The sequence below is a fragment of the Massilibacteroides sp. genome, from assembly GCF_028705895.1.
Lineage (GTDB): Bacteria > Bacteroidota > Bacteroidia > Bacteroidales > Tannerellaceae > Massilibacteroides.
Window position 1 is genome coordinate 92,592 of sequence record NZ_JAQWCQ010000003.1, and the last position, 21,146, is coordinate 113,737.

Here is a 21,146-nt window from a genome sequence, read left to right on the forward strand (position 1 = left end):
TTTATGATTAAATTAAAACTCAAAAACGGGATTGATTTTCATCCTCGTTTATTTGATTCATTAAAGGATTACTCTAAAGAAAAATTTATGTCTGACCTGATGGCAGGCATTATTGTAGGAATTGTGGCGTTGCCTTTAGCGATTGCCTTTGGTATCGCGTCGGGTGTAAGTCCTGAGAAAGGTCTTATCACAGCCATAATTGGTGGATTTATCGTTTCTTTTCTTGGGGGGAGTTCTGTACAGATCGGCGGACCTACCGGAGCATTTATTGTTATTGTTTACGGGATTGTTCAGAATTTTGGGATTGAAGGACTGGCTATCGCCACCGTTGTGGCAGGAGTCATGTTGTTGATTATGGGGTTTCTAAAATTAGGTACAGTTATTAAGTTCATCCCCTACCCGATCATCGTCGGTTTCACCAGTGGCATCGCTGTTACGATATTTACGACACAGATAAAAGACTGGTTCGGACTTGAAATAGAGAAAATACCGGCCGATTTTCTCACAAAATGGTTGGTTTATTTTCAACACATCCACACATTCAATTTCTGGCCTTTTCTTATAGGAGCATTCAGTCTGCTGATTATTATTTTTTCACCTCGATTCACCAAGAAGATACCCGGATCCTTGATTGCTATTGTTGTTATGACAATCATTGCTTATGTGCTACGTCATTATCTTGGTATTACTCAGATTGAAACCATTGGCGACAGGTTTACGATTGACCCTTCATTGCCACAGCCTGAATCAATTACGTTCAACATTGAAACGATCAATTTACTCCTCCCATCGGCATTTACGATTGCCATGTTGGGGGCCATCGAATCATTACTCTCTGCCACAGTGGCAGACGGGGTAATTGGTAAAAAGCACAACTCCAACACAGAGTTGATTGCTCAGGGGGCTGCCAATATCATCGTCCCCATCTTTGGAGGAATACCTGTAACAGGAGCCATCGCACGCACAATGACAAATATAAATAACGGGGGGAAAACGCCGGTAGCAGGAATTATTCATGCAGTGGTATTGCTCTTAATCCTTCTGTTTTTAGGGCCATTAACAAAACATATTCCTATGGCTTGCCTGGCAGGAGTTCTTATAATTGTGGCCTATAATATGAGTGAATGGCGTACATTCCGTTCACTGCTGAAAAATTCACCAAGTGATGTCACCGTTTTATTAGTTACCTTCTTTCTTACCGTAATCTTTGATTTAACGATTGCAATTGAGATAGGGTTACTGATTGCCATGTTCCTGTTCATGAAGCGTGTTGCTGAGACAACACAAGTATCCGTCACTACAGATGAAATTGATCTCTCGTCGGAAAGTGATGTATATCGGGATGAAGAGAAGCTCATTTTACCCAAGGGGGTTGAGGTGTATGAGATAGATGGTCCGTTCTTCTTTGGAATAGCCAATAAGTTTGACGGCGTAATGCAGATTTTAGGAGATAAGCCCAAAGTACGTATTATCAGAATGCGTAAAGTCTCTTTTATTGATTCTACGGGATTACATAACCTGAGTAGTTTGCATCGTCTATCTGAGAAGGAAGGGATAAGATTGATCTTGTCGGGGGTTAATGAGCGCGTTCGTGACGTACTTGTTAAAACAGGCTTTAAAGAAAAAATCGGTGAAGAAAATATCTGTAGCCATATTAGCGAGGCAGTAGAAAAAGCAACAAATTATGTAGAGAACCATATAGAGAAACAAAATGAAACAGTCAGGTAGATTACTTTCGTTAGACGTAATGCGAGGCATTACAATTGCAGGAATGATCATGGTAAATAATCCGGGGACCTGGGAATATGTATTTAAACCATTAGGTCATGCGAAATGGGATGGCTTCACACCAACGGATCTGGTATTTCCTTTTTTTATGTTTATCATGGGCGTTTCCATGTTTTTCTCACTTAGAAAGTACGACTTCAAGCTAAGTAAGAAAAGCGTAACAAAGGTACTAAGAAGGACTGTTCTTATTTTTTTAGTCGGTTTTGGTCTGAATCTTTTCGGGCATATTTGCCGGAATGGATTTGATCATTTTGAAAATCTTCGTATTCTGGGGGTTATGCAACGACTTGCTCTTGCCTATGGCACAGGATCGTTAATCGGATTAGCCATTAATCACAAATATATTCTTCATACAGCAGCCGGCATACTGCTCTTTTATGCGGCACTACTGGGCTTTACGGGAAGCACCGTTTTGTCTGCCGACAATATCATTGCAGTAGTGGATCGCGCGTTGTTCGGCGAGACACATATGTACAAAGATACCTTAGCCGATGGAACGCGCATTGCATTCGATCCGGAAGGTTTTTTAAGTACAATCGGCAGTGTGGCTCACGTATTGATTGGCTTTTATGTGGGGAAACTAATCTTAGATGCCAAAAAGAACAATGAACTAATTATCAGAAATCTCTTCATTCTTGGAACGATCATAACCTTTGCCGGATTATTATTAAGCTATGGTTGCCCGATCAATAAGAAAATCTGGAGCAGCACATTTGTGTTAACTACTTGTGGGTTAGGCTCTTTATTTCTTGCTCTGCTAATCTGGATTATTGACATAAACGGGAAACAACGCTGGTCAAAATTCTTCGAATCTTTCGGGATCAACCCGCTTTACCTATATGTTCAGGCAGCAATATTATCAACCGTATTTTCAATGATCGGTTTTACTTCTTTTATGTATAATACAATTTTTAATCCTATATTTGGTGACTACGGGGGTTCATTAGCATGGGCACTTTTCTTTGTTATACTGAACTGGATACCTGGATATTTGTTATATAAGAAACAAATCTATATAAAATTATAAACTTATGATCAGGAGAATACTTATCTCCTTTTTTACGTTCTTTATTCTGTTTCAGGTAAAAGCGCAAATCAGCGAAGGAGGACTTCCACCAAGTTTTAGTTACGAGACAAATCTTCGAAGCGAAATTGCCGTTACGGATATTTCGGTACCTTTTAATGTGGAAGATTTAATTTTAGTAGATGAATGGCAGGTCTCTAATGGAGCTCCTCTGAAAGTAGCAACGTCCATTCCGGTAGATTTAACTTTGACAAATTCCGGAAACTGGCAGGTTCTTCCGGGAGGAGAAAAAATCTGGCAACTTCGCATTCAGGCTAAAGAGGCTATCGCTCTGATGCTTTATTATAAAACTTTTCGTATTCCGGAAGGAGGAAAACTATTTATTTACAACGCCGACAAAACGCAGGTGTTAGGGGCATACACTCATCGTACAAACCCGCGTGGCGACCGATTTGCAACAGAGTTTATTGCGGGCGATGATCTGATACTTGAATATGTACCTGCTCCTTCAGGAGAAGTTGCCGATATTGAAATCGAAGAAATCGGATATGGATATAACCATTTGCAAGTCTTTGATAGTAACGAACTGAGAAGCAGCGGCAGTTGTATGGTAAATATAAATTGTTCAGAAGGAGCGGCCTGGCAGAAAGAGAAAGCAGGCGTTTGCTATACAATTCAAAAGATTGGCTCCAATTCTTATATTTGTTCCGGTTCGCTGGTAAATAATACGGCACAGGATTTTAAACCGTATGTACTTATGGCTTATCATTGCATGGAAGAGACTCAGAGCGATGATGTATCGGTAGTAAGTACACCGGAAGATATGAAACAGTGGATGTTTTATTTTAATCGTGAAAGGCAGGGATGCTCCGATTCTTCTCCGGCTATTCAACGAACGATGACCGGTTGTAAAAAAGTGGCCGCCACGAATATAGATGGAGGTTCGGATGGTTTGCTGTTATTATTAGATCAGGATGTGCCTGAAAGCTATAATGTATATTATAATGGATGGGACAGGCGAAATATTGCGGCTCAGTCCGGTGTCGGCATTCACCATCCGGAAGGCGATTATAAAAAAATATCGACCTATACTTCCCAAGCTAAAGCAACGACATGGAATGGAACAAACTCAACGGTCGGCGCAAAAAATGCTCATTGGAACGTTATCTTTTCAGAAACAGAAAACGGACATGGAGTTACTGAAGGAGGTTCTTCCGGTTCTCCTCTTTTTAATGAGAATCATTTAATTGTGGGAACTCTTTCCGGAGGAACGTCTTCTTGTGAGAAACCCACAGGAGTAAACCTCTACGGAAAACTGAGCTACCATTGGAACAAATTCACACAAGATGATAGTACGCGTATGGATGTCTGGTTAGATCCTGACAATACGGGAGCAGAAACCTTATCCGGATTATCACATACAGTAAGTAAACCTTCACCCACCTATTTGCAGATTAGCTATATGAATAAGACTGTAAATCTCTCTTGGCAAGCTCCTGTGTCAACTGAAACCCCGACACTTTATTCTATTTATAGAACAAATCAACTAATAGGAACAACACAAAACACGAACTATTCGGACATGAATGTTGATGTCGTCGGAGAAGTAATCTATAGTGTTACAGCAGAATATGCAGACGAGAGCGAGTCTTTACCTCTAATGGGATCGATCGTTATTCAGGAATACAAAGCTCCATCGGATCTGACATTGAGCACGGAAGCAGGGGGCGTGGTTCTTAATTGGGACGCTCCAATTTATAAACAAGCTATTTCGTGGTCAACCGGAGATCCCAACAGCGTATTGGGAGTCGATATTCCGATTTATTTCGGACATCTATGGGAAGCAGATGACCTTAAAGGCATAGCGAACAACACAATAACAGCAGTAGAATTTTATGCTGCAAAGGAAGCTACGTATTCATTGGCTTTAATTCAGGGGAATAATCGTTATACACAGGCAGTCGTCTCTCCTGCAACATCGGGCATTCTTTCTGTAGAGTTGACAACGCCCTTTGTGATTGATGCTACAAAAGAACTTATTGTTGCACTATACACATATAGTTCAAACGATGAAGTGGGAACAATGGGAATTGATGAAGGTCCGGCAGTTATAGGTAAAGGGAATTTAATTTCAGAAGACGCTGTGAAATGGTTCGTCTTGTATGACGGAACGGAGGATTCGGAAAATCAGTTTGACAATAATTTTTATCTGGCAGCAATCGTAAGTTCTGAACAAGGAACTACAACCCGAATGGGAGCAGCTGCAGCAGAGGCTGAAAATACGAAGAAAGCTTATCCGGTTTCTGTGATAAAAACAGATATACCGAATCTTTCCCTAAGGGCTATTTCAGCAACCCGATCTACTCAATTACAATATCCGGCCGCTTTCCCGGAAATAACAGGATATAATGTTTATCGTAATTCCATCTTGTTAAACTCTGAGCCTGTTAAAGGTCTTGAATATACAGACAAGGCCGCTAAGGGTGTGTATTCATATGGAGTCTCAACTGTATATTCTGGGGAGGAGAGCGAACAGGTTTTATTGTCCTCAATCAGCGTTTCGAATGCACAAATACCTGAAAACGGAGTGTATCTATCGCCGGCAGTATTTAAGGAACAAATCCGGATTCTAAATGCAGATAAGGTGACACAATTGGAGATCTATTCGATCTCCGGACAATTGATAACACGTATAGTTTCTCCGGAAGAAACGATAAATACGTCTGCGCTTATTCCGGGTGCTTATATCTTTAAACTATACACCAAAGATGGAATAAAATCGGTTCAAACCATAAAGAAATAATCCGTAAGTCATAGGAACCCGAATGGATATTATCGGGTAATCCATGGAGCGGGATTCAGCTTGGTTCGTTCTTTCCATAGCTGAAAGTGCAGAATAGTAGAGTTACCGTCTTCTTTGTCTGTAAATATTTTACCCAACAACTGGCGGGTAGCAACCTTTTCGCCTTGTTTAACATACACCTGACTCAGATTACTATATACCGTCAGGTAATTTCCATGACGGACTATTACCGAGTTATTATATCCCGGAACAACGAAAACACGGGTTACTTCTCCACTAAATATAGCCTGAGCATCTGCTCCAGGCTTCACCTGCAGATCGATTCCATTATTATTCATACGGATATTCTTTAACTCCTGATGTTGTTGTTCACCAAAGTAAGAAACAATCGTATATGTTGAATTTACGGGAGCCGGAAGTCGTCCTTTATTACTTGCAAAATCGGTAGAGAGTTTCCGTTCGGCTTGTGTCATGGCATATCCTCCCTTCGTATCAGCAACGCGTTTCTTAGATTCTGTCTCAGGCTCAGTTGTCTTTTCTCCTTTTTTCTCACGTGCCAATCGTTCGCGCTCTTCTCTTCTGGCTTCTTCTTCAGCGCGCGCAATCTCTTCGGCAATTAATTTTTCTATTTGCTTATTCAAGGCAGCGGCTTGCTGTCTTTTCTTTCGGAGTTCTGCCTGTAGCTCTTTCTGTTTTTTATTGAGTTGTTGTACTTCCGTTTTCTGAGTTGACTCCTCCTGTTGCAGTTTGTTTTTTTCTTGCTCCCTGACCTGCACCAACGCTTCCTTCTCGGCTCTTGTCTTCTGTAAAGCTTCCCGCTTAGATTCTATTTCCTTTTGTTTTTCGATAATTTCGGTCGCTTGAAGCTTTTGCCAATTTCCATATTCACGCAGGTAACGCATACGCCTCATCGATTGAGAAAAATTATCAGCAGAGAGGATGAACAAAAGTTTATCTTGTGATGATCTGTGTTTCTGAATGCTTTGAGCAGACTTCTTGTAGTTTTCCCGTTTTACTGTCAACTCATTTTCCAGTGACGCTATTTCCTGACGCATAGATTCCATCTGATTATCTATCGCAGTCATTTCCTGAGTCAGAAGACTTAACACTTTCTTCCTGTTCAGAAGTTGGTTAGATAGGAGAGTCAATCGCTTAAGAGAATTCTTTGCTGTAAGCGTAGTTTCTTTCAACAGTTTATCTGTTTCTGCAATTTCAGCCAAAGCCTCTTTACGTTGCCTTTCCAGCTCTTTCACTCGAGATGAATTCTGAGCTGTGGCAGCTAATGTAGATACGCATAATATGGCCAACCAGAGAAACTTCATTTAGTCTGTTTTACTATTTCTTAAACTTTTGACTATCTGTGCAAAGGTAACACGTTTATACTTTGAAGGAATAGAAAAACTCAAATTAACCGGAACATCCGGCTCTACACGCGAAAAAGAGAATGTTGCTTTACCCGTTTGTTTATTGTTCGCAACAATCCGTACATCCATCAACATCGGAAATGGTTGCTTCTCCACAAGTCTGAAATCTTGATAATCCCAATATAAATTATAACGTTCGTCTTTATCGGTCACATGCAAGGACAATAGCTTTTCTTCTCCGTCTGCAAGAAACGTATAAAGTAAATCCATTACATCTTGTGTTTTAGCTATAGCCTTGACTCCTTCCTGAGAAAGTTTGAATCGATTGTATTTTTCAGGGGTTATATCCTGTTCTCCAGGAAGAAAAATACGGTTGGTAAACAAGGCCTGCAGATTATAATAGTTAAAATCTACCGGAAGGCTTCCTTTCATCCCTTCATATCCTTCTGCTACATAACGCTTGTTCAAGCGATCCAGCACCTTTACGCTATCCAGAGTGAATTCAATCCGAAAAAGTTCGATCCCTAACATTGGAACAACAGACAATTGGAAGGCACTATCCTTTACCATCTTCATGTCCACTCTTGAACTTAATGTTTTATCTGTAGTCGTAATCTCCGCGTTCATACGCGCTGAAAGAGTCGTGTATTGAAAAGCCTGTTCTTTCATCGAATCAAAGAATTCTTTATGCGCTTTAGCCGTTCCCAATCCGACTGTTCCGACTTTCTGAGATGATTTACAGCCAGACAAAAGGAGCAGCAATAAGATTCCCGCATAGCTTAAATTACGAACCGTTTTTTTCATCATTTCGCGTTTTCGTCTTCTATATATATCCCTTCACTTATCTTACGATCCAATACGTCTCCTTCTTTTCCCAACTCTTTAGCCTTTTTCCACTGTTCCACCGCTTTCTCTTTATCACCCATCATATAAAGAATATCTCCGTAATGATCATGCAGTTCTGAACTATTTGTTTTGTCTTTCTCTAAAGCACTTTCTATATAGATCTTAGCCAACGTATAATTTCCTTGCATAAAAAAGATCCAGGCATAGGTGTCTAAATAAGTTGCATTATCGGGTTCCAATTTTATACATTGCGCACTCATTCTCTCAGCCCGCTTCAAATCTTTCTTAGCAAGCGACAAGAAATAACTATAATTGTTCAGAACCACGACATTCTTATCATTATATTTCAAGGCTTCATCATAGGCCACAAATGCGCTATCCAATTGATCTATCTGATAATATATATCTCCTATCTGACCATAGAAATCTGATTTCAGCGGCAAATTTTCTGCTGGAATTATCTCAATTCCCGCTTTATATACGTCCAATGCCTTTTCGTATTCTTTCTGTTGGTAATGGGCAATTCCAAGATAAAAATAGAATTCGGGGGATTCCGGGAAAAGCTCCATACAGCGATTACAAATACGAATAACTTCATCAGTATCTTCCGAACGGAGAGCTAAATTCAATAATTGTTGCCATGCTCCGATATTATCCGGTTCCATTTCCGTTACAAGCTGAATCTGAAACTTTGCTTCGTCAAGTTTATTCTGAGATGCAAGCAAACTGGCATACATCATCTTGATTTCCGTATCCTCGGGATGTTGCTCTAAGAGTGTTTTAAACAAATTATTAGCCCGCTCCGATCCTTTTTCCGTCTGCCCCAGTTTTAATATATAACGAGAGAGGATCCCGACTTTTACGTCCACGTCTAACTTCTCATTAACTAAAGCATCATTGATTTGAGTTTCAGCGGCTTCTTTGTCTCCTTTTGCTTCATAATAATTCGCCATGGAAACAATATAATACGGATTCTCCGGGTCTATACTTTTAGCTTTTGTATAATGCTCTAACGCTTTCTCCAATTCTCCTTTTTCTAAATACAAATCACCCATGATAATCTGATAGCGGGACTCCATCGGATATTTCTCAGCTAATTTTTCAATTTCCCTGAATGCTTCGGCCGGCTTTTCCAGCGTATTATACAACTTATATTTTTGCATCGACAGAGCCTCATTCATTCCAATAACAGACTCTAACGCATCAAAGGCGTCTATCGCTTTACCAATTTCACCCTGTTGCGTCAACGATTCAGCAAGATAGTAATTCAGATCCGCTTTCGCCGGATATTCTTTAACCAACTCCTCAAACTCTTCAGCAGCTTCACCATACAAGCCCATGTTCCGGGAAAATGTAGCCAACCTCATTCTGTACGTGAAGTTATTGTTACTATTTGCAACCGCTCGTTTCAACATATCCAATGCCTTTTCGGGACGTTGCTGTTGTATGTAAAACGAAGAAAGCTCGAAAAGAACGGGAGCGGCTGTCGAATCAATAGAGAGGCAATGAGAAAAAGCCTCGTAAGCCGCATCATATTTCTCTGCGTTCTTAAGATTCAATCCTTCATAAAAGAAATAGTCAAATTTCCGCTTTTGAGATTCACTCAGTTCCTTTTTTAAAGAAATTGTCTCTTTCTTTTCAGCCCAGGAGAAGGCAGAGAAAAAGGCAGCAAACACAAAAACAAAAAAGAAAAAACGGTATGGCTGTCGTGTCAACATAATTAATCTGATTTATTGCTTTCCGGTATGTCCGAATCCACCAGCACCTCGTTCCGTGTCATCTAAAGTTTCTTCCGGCTGCCATTCTACATGACCATGCGCAGCAATTACCATCTGGCAAATACGCTCACCATCATTTACGACAAAAGGCTCATTGGATAGATTGATCAGGATAATTCCTATTTCGCCACGATAATCCGCATCGATCGTTCCGGGCGTATTCAACAAAGAAATACCATGCTTAATGGCCAGCCCACTACGCGGACGCATCTGTGCTTCATAACCCTCAGGGAGAGCAATATATAATCCTGTCGGAATTAACCTACGTTCTAAAGGTTTGATTTCAACCGGTTCTGTCAGAAAAGCACGAATATCCATCCCCGCAGACAGAGGTGTTGCATATTGAGGTAACGGGTGATGAGATTTATTTATAATCTTTACTTTCATTGAATTATTTTTTATTTATACCCAAATTTATTAAGGCTGAAAGCCTGATATAACTTAGCCCAACGCAACGCGTTGGGTATATAATTAAGATTTATCAACGCCCTGAATGGGCAGTATAATAATTTCAATTCCATAAATATTGTTCATTAAAATCAATATTATACTCACTTAAAAAGCGAAGATATTCATCTTTAAATGAATATTTTTTATGATGCTCTTTCTGCAAGTTTATATATTCTTTCACAACCTTAACTTTAGACTGACTAACGGAATATCCCGCATAACCTCCCTGCCATGCAAAATTTTCATAATATCGATCTTTAGCTTTTATCCAACGACTACTATTACGTTTTATGTCCTCAACCAAAGTTGACAAGGCAATATTCTTTGACATAACACATAAAATATGAATGTGATTTTCCGTTCCATTAAGGAGTATTGGAATAGAGCCGGACTGTTTAATAATTGCACCAATATAAGCATACAATTCAGCCTCTATCTCAGACTTAATTAAACAAGTATTATCTTTTACATGAAAAATAACATGTATGTATAATTTGGATAACGATTGTGCCATTTTATATTGTCCTTACAGGACGCTTTGTTCGTTACATAAATACCCAATGCGTTGCATTGGGCTATATTATTTAGGGCTTTCAGCCCATATTTTTCTTAGATTGAGTCATAAAAACTATCAACCGAAAACACGACGTTTTTAATCTCTCCGATACTCATGTGAAACATTTTCTCCTTTCGTTGCGAATATACTGTTTTTGAGTGAGAAAACTTATGAAATGAACAGTTTTTCACACCTTGTAACGAAGCAAAGCTTCAAATTAAATTTTTATTTCAATTATACGTTTTATTTATCGAACTGAGGAATCATTTAACCAGCCTAATACATTTACGTTAGGTAATGATGGCTATATCTTTCGTACTGAAAGGACATGATAGAAATTTCTGACAGCTTAGTTTTGCCAGTCTCCGTTCTCTTTTATTAACTGAACTAAGCGTTCTACGGCTTCTGCTTCGGGGACACTGCGCACGATACAGGTCTTTCCTTTGTACAGGCTGATCTGGCCCTTTCCGGCTCCAACGTAGCCGTAATCGGCATCAGCCATTTCTCCGGGACCATTAACGATGCAGCCCATGATTCCTATTTTAAGGCCTTTCAGGTGCGAGGTGGCTGCTTTTACGCGGGCAATAGTGGATTGGAGATTGTATAATGTTCGTCCACAACCCGGACAAGAGATAAATTCGGTCTTGCTGATTCTTGTTCTCGTTGCCTGAAGGATACCAAACATGCAGTTATCAATGACTAATGCATCTAAGTTTTCATCCTGCAGCAGGATTCCGTCTCCAAATCCATCCAAGAAAAGTGCTCCGAAATCGGAAGCTGACTCAAGTTGCAGGGATTCTTTATCGGCTTCGGTATATTCTCTGTTCAGAATGACAGGGACATCGCATCCGGCTGTTAATAATTTATGCATAGCTGCCCGCTGGTGACCTAACCCGTTCACATGGCTTGTTGTCAGAATAACAACGGCTGTTTCATCTTCTTTAAGGAAGGTAATTACTTCTTCAGACAGATCATCATAAGAGAGCCGAATGAATTTAAGTTCTGCTTTACAGGAAACAGCGCTCCCCACTTCATCGGCTCTGAAGTAAGGATACGTGTCCTTCTCTCCTTTCCATGCGGATCCATCCAAGATCAACGGTACGCCTTGAGGTAAGTTTTCGGGGACAATCGTTCCTGTATAGAAATAATCAGGAACAGCATTTTTATCTATTGCATAATTTCCATTTCTACGATCAGAAATCACTACAGGAGGATGGGGAAAACCAATTCCTTTAACTACACGGGAATGACGACGTTCCGTTGTTATCGGATCAAACCCGGGAGTGGATTCTGCGTTGATCGAAGCATGTCCTTTTCTTTTCTCGATATAAGCCAGCAGTTTCCTTCCAACCGGCACTTCTACCTCCGGTTCTTCGCTTAACGAGACACGGATTGTATCTCCTATCCCATCAGCCAATAAAGTACCGATACCTACGGCGCTTTTGATACGTCCGTCTTCTCCGTCGCCAGCCTCCGTCACACCCAGATGTAGCGGATAGTGCATATCTTCCGCATCCATCGTGCGAACTAACAAGCGTACGGCACGAACCATCAATACCGTATTCGAAGCCTTCATGGAGATGGCCACATCATGAAAATTTTCATCACGGCATATCCTCAGAAACTCCATGCACGAAGCCACCATTCCTTCAGGGGTATCACCGTAGCGGCTCATGATTCGATCCGAGAGCGAACCATGGTTCACTCCGATTCGCACAGCGGTATGATGTTCTTTACATAAATTGAGAAAAGGCACAAAACGCGCTCTGATTTTTTCTAATTCTGCGGCGTATTCCTCTTCGGTATATTCAATATGATTAAACGTCTTTTGTTTGTCCACATAATTACCGGGATTCACGCGTACTTTCTCGACTGTCGTAGCGGCAACATCAGCAGCACGTGGATTAAAGTGTATATCGGCAATCAAGGGCGTACGGTATCCCTGTTCATCTAAAAGCTGTCGGATCACGCCTAAATTACGCGACTCACGCTCACCCTGAGCCGTGAAACGCACATAATCTGCTCCGGCATCAATAATACGTATAGCTTGTTGTACTGCGGCTTCGGTATCCATTGTAGATACGCTGGCCATGGACTGAACACGAACGGGGTTTTCGCCTCCCAGCGGTGTATCTCCTATACGGGTAACAGAAGATACGCGGCGTTTATAATTGAAATAATCCATAGAGGAAATAAGATGTCAATTGGTTTTATACTTGAACTTTACAGTGGCCAATTCTTCATTAGCCTTCACGATCTTTTTCTTCAGATCTTCTTTGTAAAGAACAAGCTTATCCTGCAATTGTTCATCTCCGGTAGAGAGTATTTGTACTGCCAGAATAGCCGCATTCAAAGCTCCGTTGATTCCTACCGTAGCTACGGGGATACCCGGAGGCATTTGTACGATCGCCAATAGGGCATCCATTCCGTCAAGTGTAGAATTAATCGGAACTCCAATAACAGGCAAAGTCGTCATAGAAGCGATAACCCCACATAAATGAGCCGCCATACCTGCTGCGGCAATAATAACTTTAATACCACGACCTTTTGCTTCTTTTGCAAAGGCCTCTACTTCTTCGGGGGTACGATGCGCAGATAATGCATGGATCTCAAACGGGATTTCCATTTCATCCAATAACTTAGCTGCTTTTTCCATTACAGGCAGATCCGAAGTACTGCCCATTATTATACTTACGATTGGAGTCATTTTTTGTTTACTTAAGAGATGACCCCTAAATCCCCTGAAGGGGACTTTTTGAAAAACCAACAAACAAACGTCCCTGATAGGTAGGAAACCTTGCGTTGGATGTGTCTGGGGCTTTTGAGCCCAAAAACAAAGTCTCCTGATAGTCAGTAATAACTTTGGATTGGATATGCTCGGAGCTTTTGAAACCAACAAACAAAGTCCCCTTCAGGGGATTTAGGGGTTATAATAAATATCTTATTTTGCAATCAAGGCCTTATAGTCCTCAGCCGACAATAGTTCGTTCAAGTCTGCTGCATCTTTTACTGAAATCTTGATCAGCCAGCCTTTACCATACGCGTCTTCGTTTACTAATTCCGGCTTGTCTTCCAGCTCTGCGTTTACTTCAAGTACTTCTCCGCTGACAGGCATAAACAAATCAGATACCGTTTTAACGGCTTCAATAGTTCCGAACACTTCTTCTTTATCTACCGTTTCGCCTTCTGTTGTTATATCAACATAAACGATTTCGCCAAGTTCGCCTTGCGCATAATCCGTGATACCGATGTAAGCCACATCACCTTCCACACGAATCCATTCGTGGTCTTTCGTGTACTTTAATTCAGCAGGAAAATTCATAATCTCCGTGTTTTTAAGTTAGATTAATAAATATATATAACTAAATATAGATGCAACAAATGTACATATAAATCCCAAACAAATACCCGCATACATCTGCATTGGCGTATGCTTATTTAAAATTATCCGGGCGGTAGCTACTAATCCCGCAGTAAGGATCAAAATAATGAACAGCCAATAAGCATTCATCATATGAATCCGGGCTATTCCCATAACGGCTCCGATCAATCCTCCGATACCGACTCCGTGAATACTGATTTTCCAATAAAAATTAACTAACAGAGACAATAGTAGTGCTGCAGCAACCCCAATCAACAATCCAATCAGCCAGAATGGAACTTGCATCCTTCGGATAAAAAACACAAAAACCAGTACGGAAAAAATCATAATCAAAAAAGGGAGTACCCGCTCACGCCTGTCGGTAAGTTCAAGATCTGAAATACTGCCGCTATATTTAAGCAGAAGGATAAACAATCCGGGGATCACTGTCGTACAAGCAAAAGCTCCGCCAATCATAATCAATTTCATGTTTACCGGATAGATTGCCAGATAGGTATATAAAAGCGTCAAAACCATACCATAAGTAATCATCAATAAAGGATGAAACACGGTGGAGACTATATTTGCAAAAAGTTTCATGTTATTTAGATTTCTTTACGTAAGCGTGCTACAGGAATATCCATCTGTTCCCGATACTTGGCAACAGTCCGGCGGGCGATAACATACCCGTTTTCTTTCAGGATAGCGGTTATCTCTTCATCCGTCAGCGGTTTCCGTTTGTTTTCCGCTTCAATATGTTCTTTCATTATTTTTTTTACCTCACGGGTAGATATTTCTTCACCGCTATCGGTCTGCATCGATTCCGAAAAGAAATATTTTAACGGGTATATGCCGAAGTTTGTTTGCACATACTTACTATTGCTTACCCGCGAAATAGTTGATATATCATATCCGGCTCGCTCAGCCACATCTTTAAGAATCATCGGTTTCAGAGAGGCTTCATCACCGGTCAGGAAAAAATCCCGTTGCAAAACCATGATAGTCTCCATCGTGCGTCTCAAGGTATCGTTTCGTTGCTTGATAGCTTCGATAAACCATTGTGCAGAATCCAGTTTTTGTTTTACGAACTGCACCGCATCACGCATTTCAGAAGTCTGATTACTTTTATTCGCCACATAATCCTGAAACATTTCCGTATATTCACGATTTACGCGCATTTCCGGAACTCCACGATTATTCATACTCAGGAACAATTCACCATTTACCGCTTCTACAAGAAAATCCGGAGTAACACGACTCATCGCCGTCTCCATCGCTCCCCCGAGAAAGCCGCCCGGTTTCGGATTAAGCAGAGTTATCTCGTGAAACACTTTTTTAAGCGTTTCCTCGTCAATAGAGAGCCCTCTCAGTATTTTATCATAATGCTTTCGGGTAAATTCCTCAAAATAGTTTTTTACGACCTGAATAGCCAGATCGGTAACCGATGTCGGTTCTTTTTTCTCCAATTGAATCAGGAGACATTCCTGCAACGTACGCGCCCCTACCCCGGTCGGTTCAAGATCCTGAATTACGTAGAGCATCTCCTCTACCTCCTTTTCATCCACATCCTGCCCTTCCTGAAAGATCAGGTCGTCTGCAATGGCTCCGAGGTCACGCCTCAGATATCCATCGTCATCCATATTACCTATAATATATTCGGCTATTTTTCGATTCTTTTCCGGCAGATCACGCAGACCGAGTTGCTGAAGCAAACTTTCATTCAACGACTGACTAACAGAAAAAGGAATATCTTCTTTCTGTTCCGTTCGCTCACGCATTTCTCTCAATTTATAATCCGGAATATCATCCTCGGTCAGATAGTCTCCAAGAGAAATATCCAGATCAGAATCACCGGAAGAAAGCTCATCGGCTCCTGTTTCGTCATTTATATCAAAATCTTCGACTGGTTCAGCCCCTTCTTCGAGCGCCGGATTTTCCTCCAGTTCATGTTTGATCCTTTCTTCCAATTCAATGGCAGGAAGCTCAAGCAAACGGATCAACTGAATCTGTTGCGGGGAAAGCTTTTGCTGTAATTTCTGCTGTAAATGCTGTCTTAACATTTGACTAAACCCATTTATGGATTAACAATAACTATGCAAATATAACCCTTTGTCAAAAAAACCGACAGGGGGAAACGTTAATAGTCGTTGAAAGGGACAGGTTTAAAAAATGTATTTCTGCTTTAACACATTGAAAAGGAATATTTATTGGTTCTATTATTCTCTTTTTCGACAACTGTAGTAAAGCTTTTCGATAGTTGTCGAAAAACTTTACTACAGTTGTCGAAAAGTTTTTCCATATATATGGAAAAAGGGAAACACAAATAATCTTATTTCTTGGTTCTCGTTATTTTATGCAATACCTCAGCATTCTTGTTTAGCAAATACAGGTCCAGTGTTTTATTGGTAGCCGACATAACGGAGAATCCGGTTTCAGGATTACAGAACACTGTTCCTTCGATAGGTTTCACTTTTCGGCTACGTGACGCAGAGGTGTTAACGACAAAGTCCGTATCAAATCCGTCTTTTCGGATATGTTGAAAGTTATGAATATGTCCACAGATGTAGTAATCAACCTTGTATTTCTTCAACAAAGGAGCCACACGTGCCTGCATATCCGTTCTTTCGTTTTCGTCCTTCGAGGTCTCGGCAAAGACCGGATGATGACCAACTACAATTTTCCAGGTTTCTGTTGAAGCATTCAGTGTAGAATCAATCCAGGCTAATTGTTTCTCCATGTCCTGATGACCTGCATCCGGGTATTTTTTCTTTCCGTTACGGTATTTGTCAATAAGCGAAGGAGTATCAATATAGACGATACGAAGCGTTGCGCCGTTCTCCAAGTCGTACGACTGCGTGTAATACCGGTCGGGCATACACCAGCGACGGCTTACCTGACTATAATCAATCACCGCTTGTGTATTTCCTCTATATTCGTGATTTCCCAGTAACGGATACCATTCTACCTGAAGTTCCGGATGAGAATAGATCGATTCAAAATTAGTCATCCACAGTGGGTCGTTCACACTCTGAACACCATCATAATGGAACACATCACCAGAGGCAATCACAAACTCAATACCCAATTGGTCTGCCGTTTCACCCATCTGATGCGCTATCGGCTTCTGATCGTAATACCCGTTACGACCAAGATCAGTCGCGATGATGAAATTAAAACTATTATCAGGTAATTCACTTAACTTTTGCGCGTTCAATGATTGAACACAAGTACTTAATACAATCGCAAATGCGAATAAGACACATTCTCTAAACTTCTTAATCATAGCTTTTATTCTATTGAATTTATAAATCAAATTTTAATCCTACGGTGAATGAAGGTTTATAATATTCCAACTGCATCATGCGGTCTTTATCTCCCTGATAATAACGCAACGGCTGATTGGTCAGATTGTTTGCTTCGGCAAAAACCTTCTCATTTGTTCAATTATTTTAAAAAGTGAATGATCGTTAATATTTCGCAACAAAGAACAGGAATTGATATTACAGAAAAGCCCCATTATTATTACATAGAGATTAAGAGCCTAAAAAAGAATATTATGTGGTTTCATAAAAGCAGACATGAACAACTTAGACAAACTTATTGTTGTTTAAATTGAATTATAAACTCAAATTATCATGACTATTTTAGATAAAAACACCAGTTTAGGATTATTGGTGCTTCGGTTAAGCCTGGGTATATTAATGTTATTACATGGCGTATCGAAACTTTTTCACGGCATAGGGTTTATTGAACAGATTGTTGTTGGTGCAGATCTACCTTCTTTTGTTGCCTACGGAGTGTATATAGGTGAAATCATTGTACCGATCCTATTGATTCTGGGTTATGCCACGCGGTTTTCTGCTTTGATCTTCGCCATTAATTGTTTATTTGCCGTATTCCTGGCGCATGGAGCAGAACTATTTACATTAAGTCAACACGGAGGATGGGCTGTAGAATTATTAGGATTGTACTTCTTCGGGGCATTGACATTAGTATTTACCGGTGGTGGCAAGTATGCCGTCAGTCATAAACATTGGTGGGATTAATGTCTTTCACCAATCTGAAGCCATTGTTAAAATGTTTGCTGGAAGCATAAATGTAATAACGACAGGTCGGGCGACAAATGGCTCGTTCAATAAACCATGAACCACCTCTGACATGAGCGTACAGTCGGTCGTCCTGAAAAAATATATTCGAACACCACTCCCAGACATTACCACTCATGTCGTAAAGTCCCAGTTCATTCGGACTTTTCATCCCCACAGGATGAGGTTTCCCTTCAGAATTGGCCTCGTACCAGCCCAAACTGTCTAACTCCATACCACCGCTATAGAGGTGATCTTTGTTACCTCTATGGCCTCCTCGTGCAGCATACTCCCACTCTTCTTCCGTTGGTAGCCGACCTCCTGCCCATCTACAATATTCATTGGCTCCAAACCAAGTTATATAAATCGCAGGGTGTGCTTCATAACCTTTCACTGGCCTTCCTCCTTCAATTCCCCAATTACATTCGTAGTAAAGTATTTCACCCGTGTATTCACCGTTTTTTACTTTATTGCTTTTGTAATCGCTCAAGAAAGCAGCAAACTGGTTATTCGTGATTTCATATTTGCTAATCTGAAAATCACCGACTTCTACACTATGTTCCGGATTATTATCTTCCGGATAAGTAGAACCCATAACAAAAGTACCTCCTTTTATTTGTAACATTTCAGGTTTCGTATTCGTAGCAAGGTCTTTTCGATAAATTATCTCATCAATCCGTTTCTGCACGACCTCCCGTTCGGATTCCCTGACATTAGGGGCCGACATAAACAATTGAAGATATTTAATGGAAATATCAAACGCTTCGATACCCCGGCAAGAAAGCAAACGATCATACAAACCTCCAATAGCAATATAGCCATCCAATCGGTCAGGATCAAGACGGACACCTTGTTCGTATAGCTTGAAAGCCTCTTCAACATAGCGAAATTCTTCCGCCGGAGTGTTCGCTTTCATCGACAACAGGTCGTTAGCCTGACGAATACAGGCTTCTGCATAAGGATTGATCTGATTACTTAGCATACGGGCAAATTTCGAATGCTTCATATCCATCGGTATCAGCCGGTAGAATTGCCTCAAAGAGTCAATCGAGACTTGTTTCATAAAACGTGTCAGCAAGAATTGTCCCGCATAGGTATCCATATGTTTATAGACATAATCCAAACGTATAGAATCTCGCAGATGTTCAACATCCTTCAACTCCCAATCCACGTCTAACCCCATTCGCTTATCACTATTTTCTGCGCTTATATTCTTTTTCCTGAACGGGCTATTTACGACTCCTGCTTTTCCCTTCCCTGTGCCCCATGCTCCCAACTCGTGAAACAATGTGGAAAGAACATGTAAACTATCCCGTTGCCGATTAAGGTCACTGACTAAATCAAGATAGCGTCCATACTCTACCTGCGTATTTGCACCCCGAAACTTCAGATAATAGGGAAAATCGGTAATACTGCCTTCAATATATAGCGTATCCCGATCAAGCAACAAATCACAATAGTGAAACACATCATCAATAGTAGTACAAAGCCATAGATGCTGAGGCACATCGGCTAATTCTCCAACAATAACCAATCTTCCTTTCTCGATTTGTCCTGCATTAATAACACGTTGTGTATCAAACTGCCTTAGATTGAATATAGTTCCATCTTTGACCCCGCTGATTCGTGCATCAATAACAAACACACTGGCCAAGGCAGGAAACGAAAACCATACAACAGAAAAAAAAAGACTTACTTTCAGAAACTTCATCATGGGGTAACATCATAGATGTTTACTAATGTATAGTATTTATTTCTATGCAGCATCCATCAGATGGCTATAACATGCTAATATTTAACGCATATTTCACCAAAAGCTTTATGTTTTAACATCTTTATTCCAAAAACCTCATTCAAGAATTTCAATAATTACCATTTCCCTCTCTTTTCGATTTACCGGATCGGATCTGTCGTCTAATAGATAGAGAAGGATTGAACTATCACTGTCTGTTCTCCCATCAGCACTATGCGATAGTTGTAGAAAATCATTTTTTTGAGGGTAGATATCATTCGTTAAGTAATTATGCTTGTTGGGAATTGTTTCCATCGTATTAAACTTCTTATTATTTCTTCGAATAGAAAGAAATTCTTTCTCTTTATAACTGAATCCAAGCAATTCCACATTCCCTTTCTTCGCGATATTCGTAATACAATAATAACTATTTGAAGCAGATTGGGTGCCTTTTCTGGCTCCTTGTTTCTTTATCAATTCTGTCAATTTCTCAAGGGTGCTGGTGTAGGGATTATCTTCAATAAGTAACTTCTCTTTAATTTGATTTGTTTTCTTGTCGTAACAACCGACCAAAGTTGTATGAGAATACTGTACATAATAATTTTCATCATAAGAAAGAAAAACATTACTGTCGAAACTGTCTTTATCTCTCTTTTTTAACCCTACCGTATTTATCTTTCCATTAAAGTCTGATACCCCCATCAGATAATGATTATTAGCCAAAACTAAGAGTATTTTATCCTCCTCAATCACTCTAAAATCAAAAAATGGATATTCTGTTTTTATCACCCCTCTCCCTTGTCCGTCTTCCAATGAAAAACGGAATAACTTTTGTTCTTTAAAGCCTGAGGCAATCCACAATTCCGGTGTTCCGTTGATCATACAAATATCATAGCCGGTTACCCATGAGTTCTCATTTTCCAAAGGGTTAGGATAAGTTATTTTTCTCACCAAATTCCCATCCATATCATAAACAACACAGAATTCACTGGTCGGGATATAGAAAAAGTTTTGTCGTTTTATTACGCGCGGAAAGGCAGATATAAGAAGCGCACTGTCTCTCTTTAGTTTGACAACGCGATGATTTCCCAGAAAAGAGGACAATGTTGTTGGTGTATAAGAGTTTTTTTGCAGATCAACATCTCCAAGTATCGTTTTTTCCTTACAACCTGTAGAAAGAAAAACCAATCCCACAGCGAAAAAAAATAGTACTTTTTTCATAAATCTAATTTATAAATCACTATTAACCGACTAAAATTCCAGACAGTCGGATTTGTTTAATTACACGGTCTGTATCGTGTTATATTTCTTTTTTTCGAAACCCTACCCCCTGTTTATAAAGCCAGCCTAAGCTGGATT

Annotated in this window: 17 protein-coding genes; 4 read left to right on the forward strand and 13 right to left on the reverse strand. The window is 40.2% G+C overall.

Features of this window, described 5'->3' with window-relative positions; all coding sequences use genetic code 11:
* Nucleotides 1–3 precede the first annotated feature (3 nt).
* The 3 genes from sulP to PHT93_RS01565 are packed head-to-tail and all read left to right on the forward strand — an operon-like array spanning nucleotide 4 to nucleotide 5,615.
* Entirely contained in the window at nucleotides 4–1,728 is a 1,725-nt protein-coding gene (gene sulP, locus PHT93_RS01555) for a sulfate permease (RefSeq protein WP_300238633.1), read from the forward strand.
* Entirely contained in the window at nucleotides 1,712–2,815 is a 1,104-nt protein-coding gene (locus PHT93_RS01560) for a heparan-alpha-glucosaminide N-acetyltransferase domain-containing protein (protein WP_300238636.1), read from the forward strand. Before sulP ends, PHT93_RS01560 begins: the two co-directional genes overlap by 17 nt.
* Nucleotides 2,816–2,819: 4 nt before the next feature.
* Complete coding sequence (locus tag PHT93_RS01565) at nucleotides 2,820–5,615, forward strand: T9SS type A sorting domain-containing protein (protein WP_300238639.1); 2,796 nt, start codon at nucleotides 2,820–2,822, stop codon at nucleotides 5,613–5,615.
* Between the two features lie 29 nt (nucleotides 5,616–5,644).
* Here the strand turns inward: PHT93_RS01565 and PHT93_RS01570 are convergent, their stop codons facing one another.
* The 11 genes from PHT93_RS01570 to PHT93_RS01620 form a co-directional block, all read right to left on the reverse strand.
* Nucleotides 5,645–6,937 carry a peptidoglycan DD-metalloendopeptidase family protein gene (locus PHT93_RS01570; RefSeq protein ID WP_300238641.1) on the reverse strand — a complete coding sequence of 431 codons (1,293 nt, stop codon included), beginning with the start codon at nucleotides 6,935–6,937 and terminating at the stop codon, nucleotides 5,645–5,647.
* The gene (locus tag PHT93_RS01575) at nucleotides 6,938–7,786 is read right to left on the reverse strand and encodes a DUF4292 domain-containing protein (RefSeq protein ID WP_300238643.1); all 849 of its coding nucleotides are present in this window, start codon (nucleotides 7,784–7,786) and stop codon (nucleotides 6,938–6,940) included.
* Nucleotides 7,783–9,543 carry a tetratricopeptide repeat protein gene (locus PHT93_RS01580; protein ID WP_300238646.1) on the reverse strand — a complete coding sequence of 587 codons (1,761 nt, stop codon included), beginning with the start codon at nucleotides 9,541–9,543 and terminating at the stop codon, nucleotides 7,783–7,785. Before PHT93_RS01580 ends, PHT93_RS01575 begins: the two co-directional genes overlap by 4 nt.
* Nucleotides 9,544–9,555: 12 nt before the next feature.
* Complete coding sequence (gene dut, locus PHT93_RS01585; protein ID WP_300238648.1) at nucleotides 9,556–9,990, reverse strand: dUTP diphosphatase; 435 nt, start codon at nucleotides 9,988–9,990, stop codon at nucleotides 9,556–9,558.
* A 124-nt stretch (nucleotides 9,991–10,114) separates the two neighbouring features.
* Complete coding sequence (locus PHT93_RS01590; protein ID WP_300238650.1) at nucleotides 10,115–10,567, reverse strand: transposase; 453 nt, start codon at nucleotides 10,565–10,567, stop codon at nucleotides 10,115–10,117.
* Between the two features lie 391 nt (nucleotides 10,568–10,958).
* A complete protein-coding gene (locus tag PHT93_RS01595) occupies nucleotides 10,959–12,794 on the reverse strand; it encodes a 4-hydroxy-3-methylbut-2-en-1-yl diphosphate synthase (protein WP_300238652.1) in 1,836 nt (611 codons plus the stop codon).
* A gap of 15 nt (nucleotides 12,795–12,809) precedes the next feature.
* Nucleotides 12,810–13,316: a 5-(carboxyamino)imidazole ribonucleotide mutase gene (gene purE, locus PHT93_RS01600; RefSeq protein ID WP_300238654.1), complete on the reverse strand. Its 507-nt coding sequence runs from the start codon at nucleotides 13,314–13,316 to the stop codon at nucleotides 12,810–12,812.
* A 234-nt stretch (nucleotides 13,317–13,550) separates the two neighbouring features.
* Nucleotides 13,551–13,931, reverse strand: coding sequence for a glycine cleavage system protein GcvH (gcvH, locus tag PHT93_RS01605; protein WP_300238656.1), 381 nt, complete (start codon nucleotides 13,929–13,931; stop codon nucleotides 13,551–13,553).
* A gap of 18 nt (nucleotides 13,932–13,949) precedes the next feature.
* Nucleotides 13,950–14,570, reverse strand: coding sequence for a hypothetical protein (locus PHT93_RS01610; RefSeq protein ID WP_300238658.1), 621 nt, complete (start codon nucleotides 14,568–14,570; stop codon nucleotides 13,950–13,952).
* 5 nt (nucleotides 14,571–14,575) lie between these two features.
* On the reverse strand, nucleotides 14,576–16,030 hold the full coding sequence (gene rpoN / locus PHT93_RS01615) for an RNA polymerase factor sigma-54 (protein ID WP_300238660.1): 1,455 nt from the start codon (nucleotides 16,028–16,030) through the stop codon (nucleotides 14,576–14,578).
* A 269-nt stretch (nucleotides 16,031–16,299) separates the two neighbouring features.
* The gene (locus PHT93_RS01620; RefSeq protein ID WP_300238663.1) at nucleotides 16,300–17,253 is read right to left on the reverse strand and encodes a metallophosphoesterase; all 954 of its coding nucleotides are present in this window, start codon (nucleotides 17,251–17,253) and stop codon (nucleotides 16,300–16,302) included.
* Between the two features lie 352 nt (nucleotides 17,254–17,605).
* On the opposite strand from PHT93_RS01620, the gene PHT93_RS01625 reads away from it, so the two are divergent.
* Nucleotides 17,606–18,016, forward strand: a complete 411-nt coding sequence (locus tag PHT93_RS01625) for a DoxX family protein (RefSeq protein WP_300238665.1) — start codon at nucleotides 17,606–17,608, stop codon at nucleotides 18,014–18,016.
* On the opposite strand, the gene PHT93_RS01630 is transcribed toward PHT93_RS01625, so the two are convergent.
* Together PHT93_RS01630 and PHT93_RS01635 are read right to left on the reverse strand one after the other, a co-directional pair.
* The gene (locus PHT93_RS01630) at nucleotides 17,991–19,769 is read right to left on the reverse strand and encodes an SUMF1/EgtB/PvdO family nonheme iron enzyme (RefSeq protein ID WP_300238667.1); all 1,779 of its coding nucleotides are present in this window, start codon (nucleotides 19,767–19,769) and stop codon (nucleotides 17,991–17,993) included. The genes PHT93_RS01625 and PHT93_RS01630 overlap by 26 nt on opposite strands.
* Before the next feature lie 135 nt (nucleotides 19,770–19,904).
* The gene (locus PHT93_RS01635) at nucleotides 19,905–21,008 is read right to left on the reverse strand and encodes a hypothetical protein (RefSeq protein ID WP_300238670.1); all 1,104 of its coding nucleotides are present in this window, start codon (nucleotides 21,006–21,008) and stop codon (nucleotides 19,905–19,907) included.
* Nucleotides 21,009–21,146 lie beyond the last annotated feature (138 nt).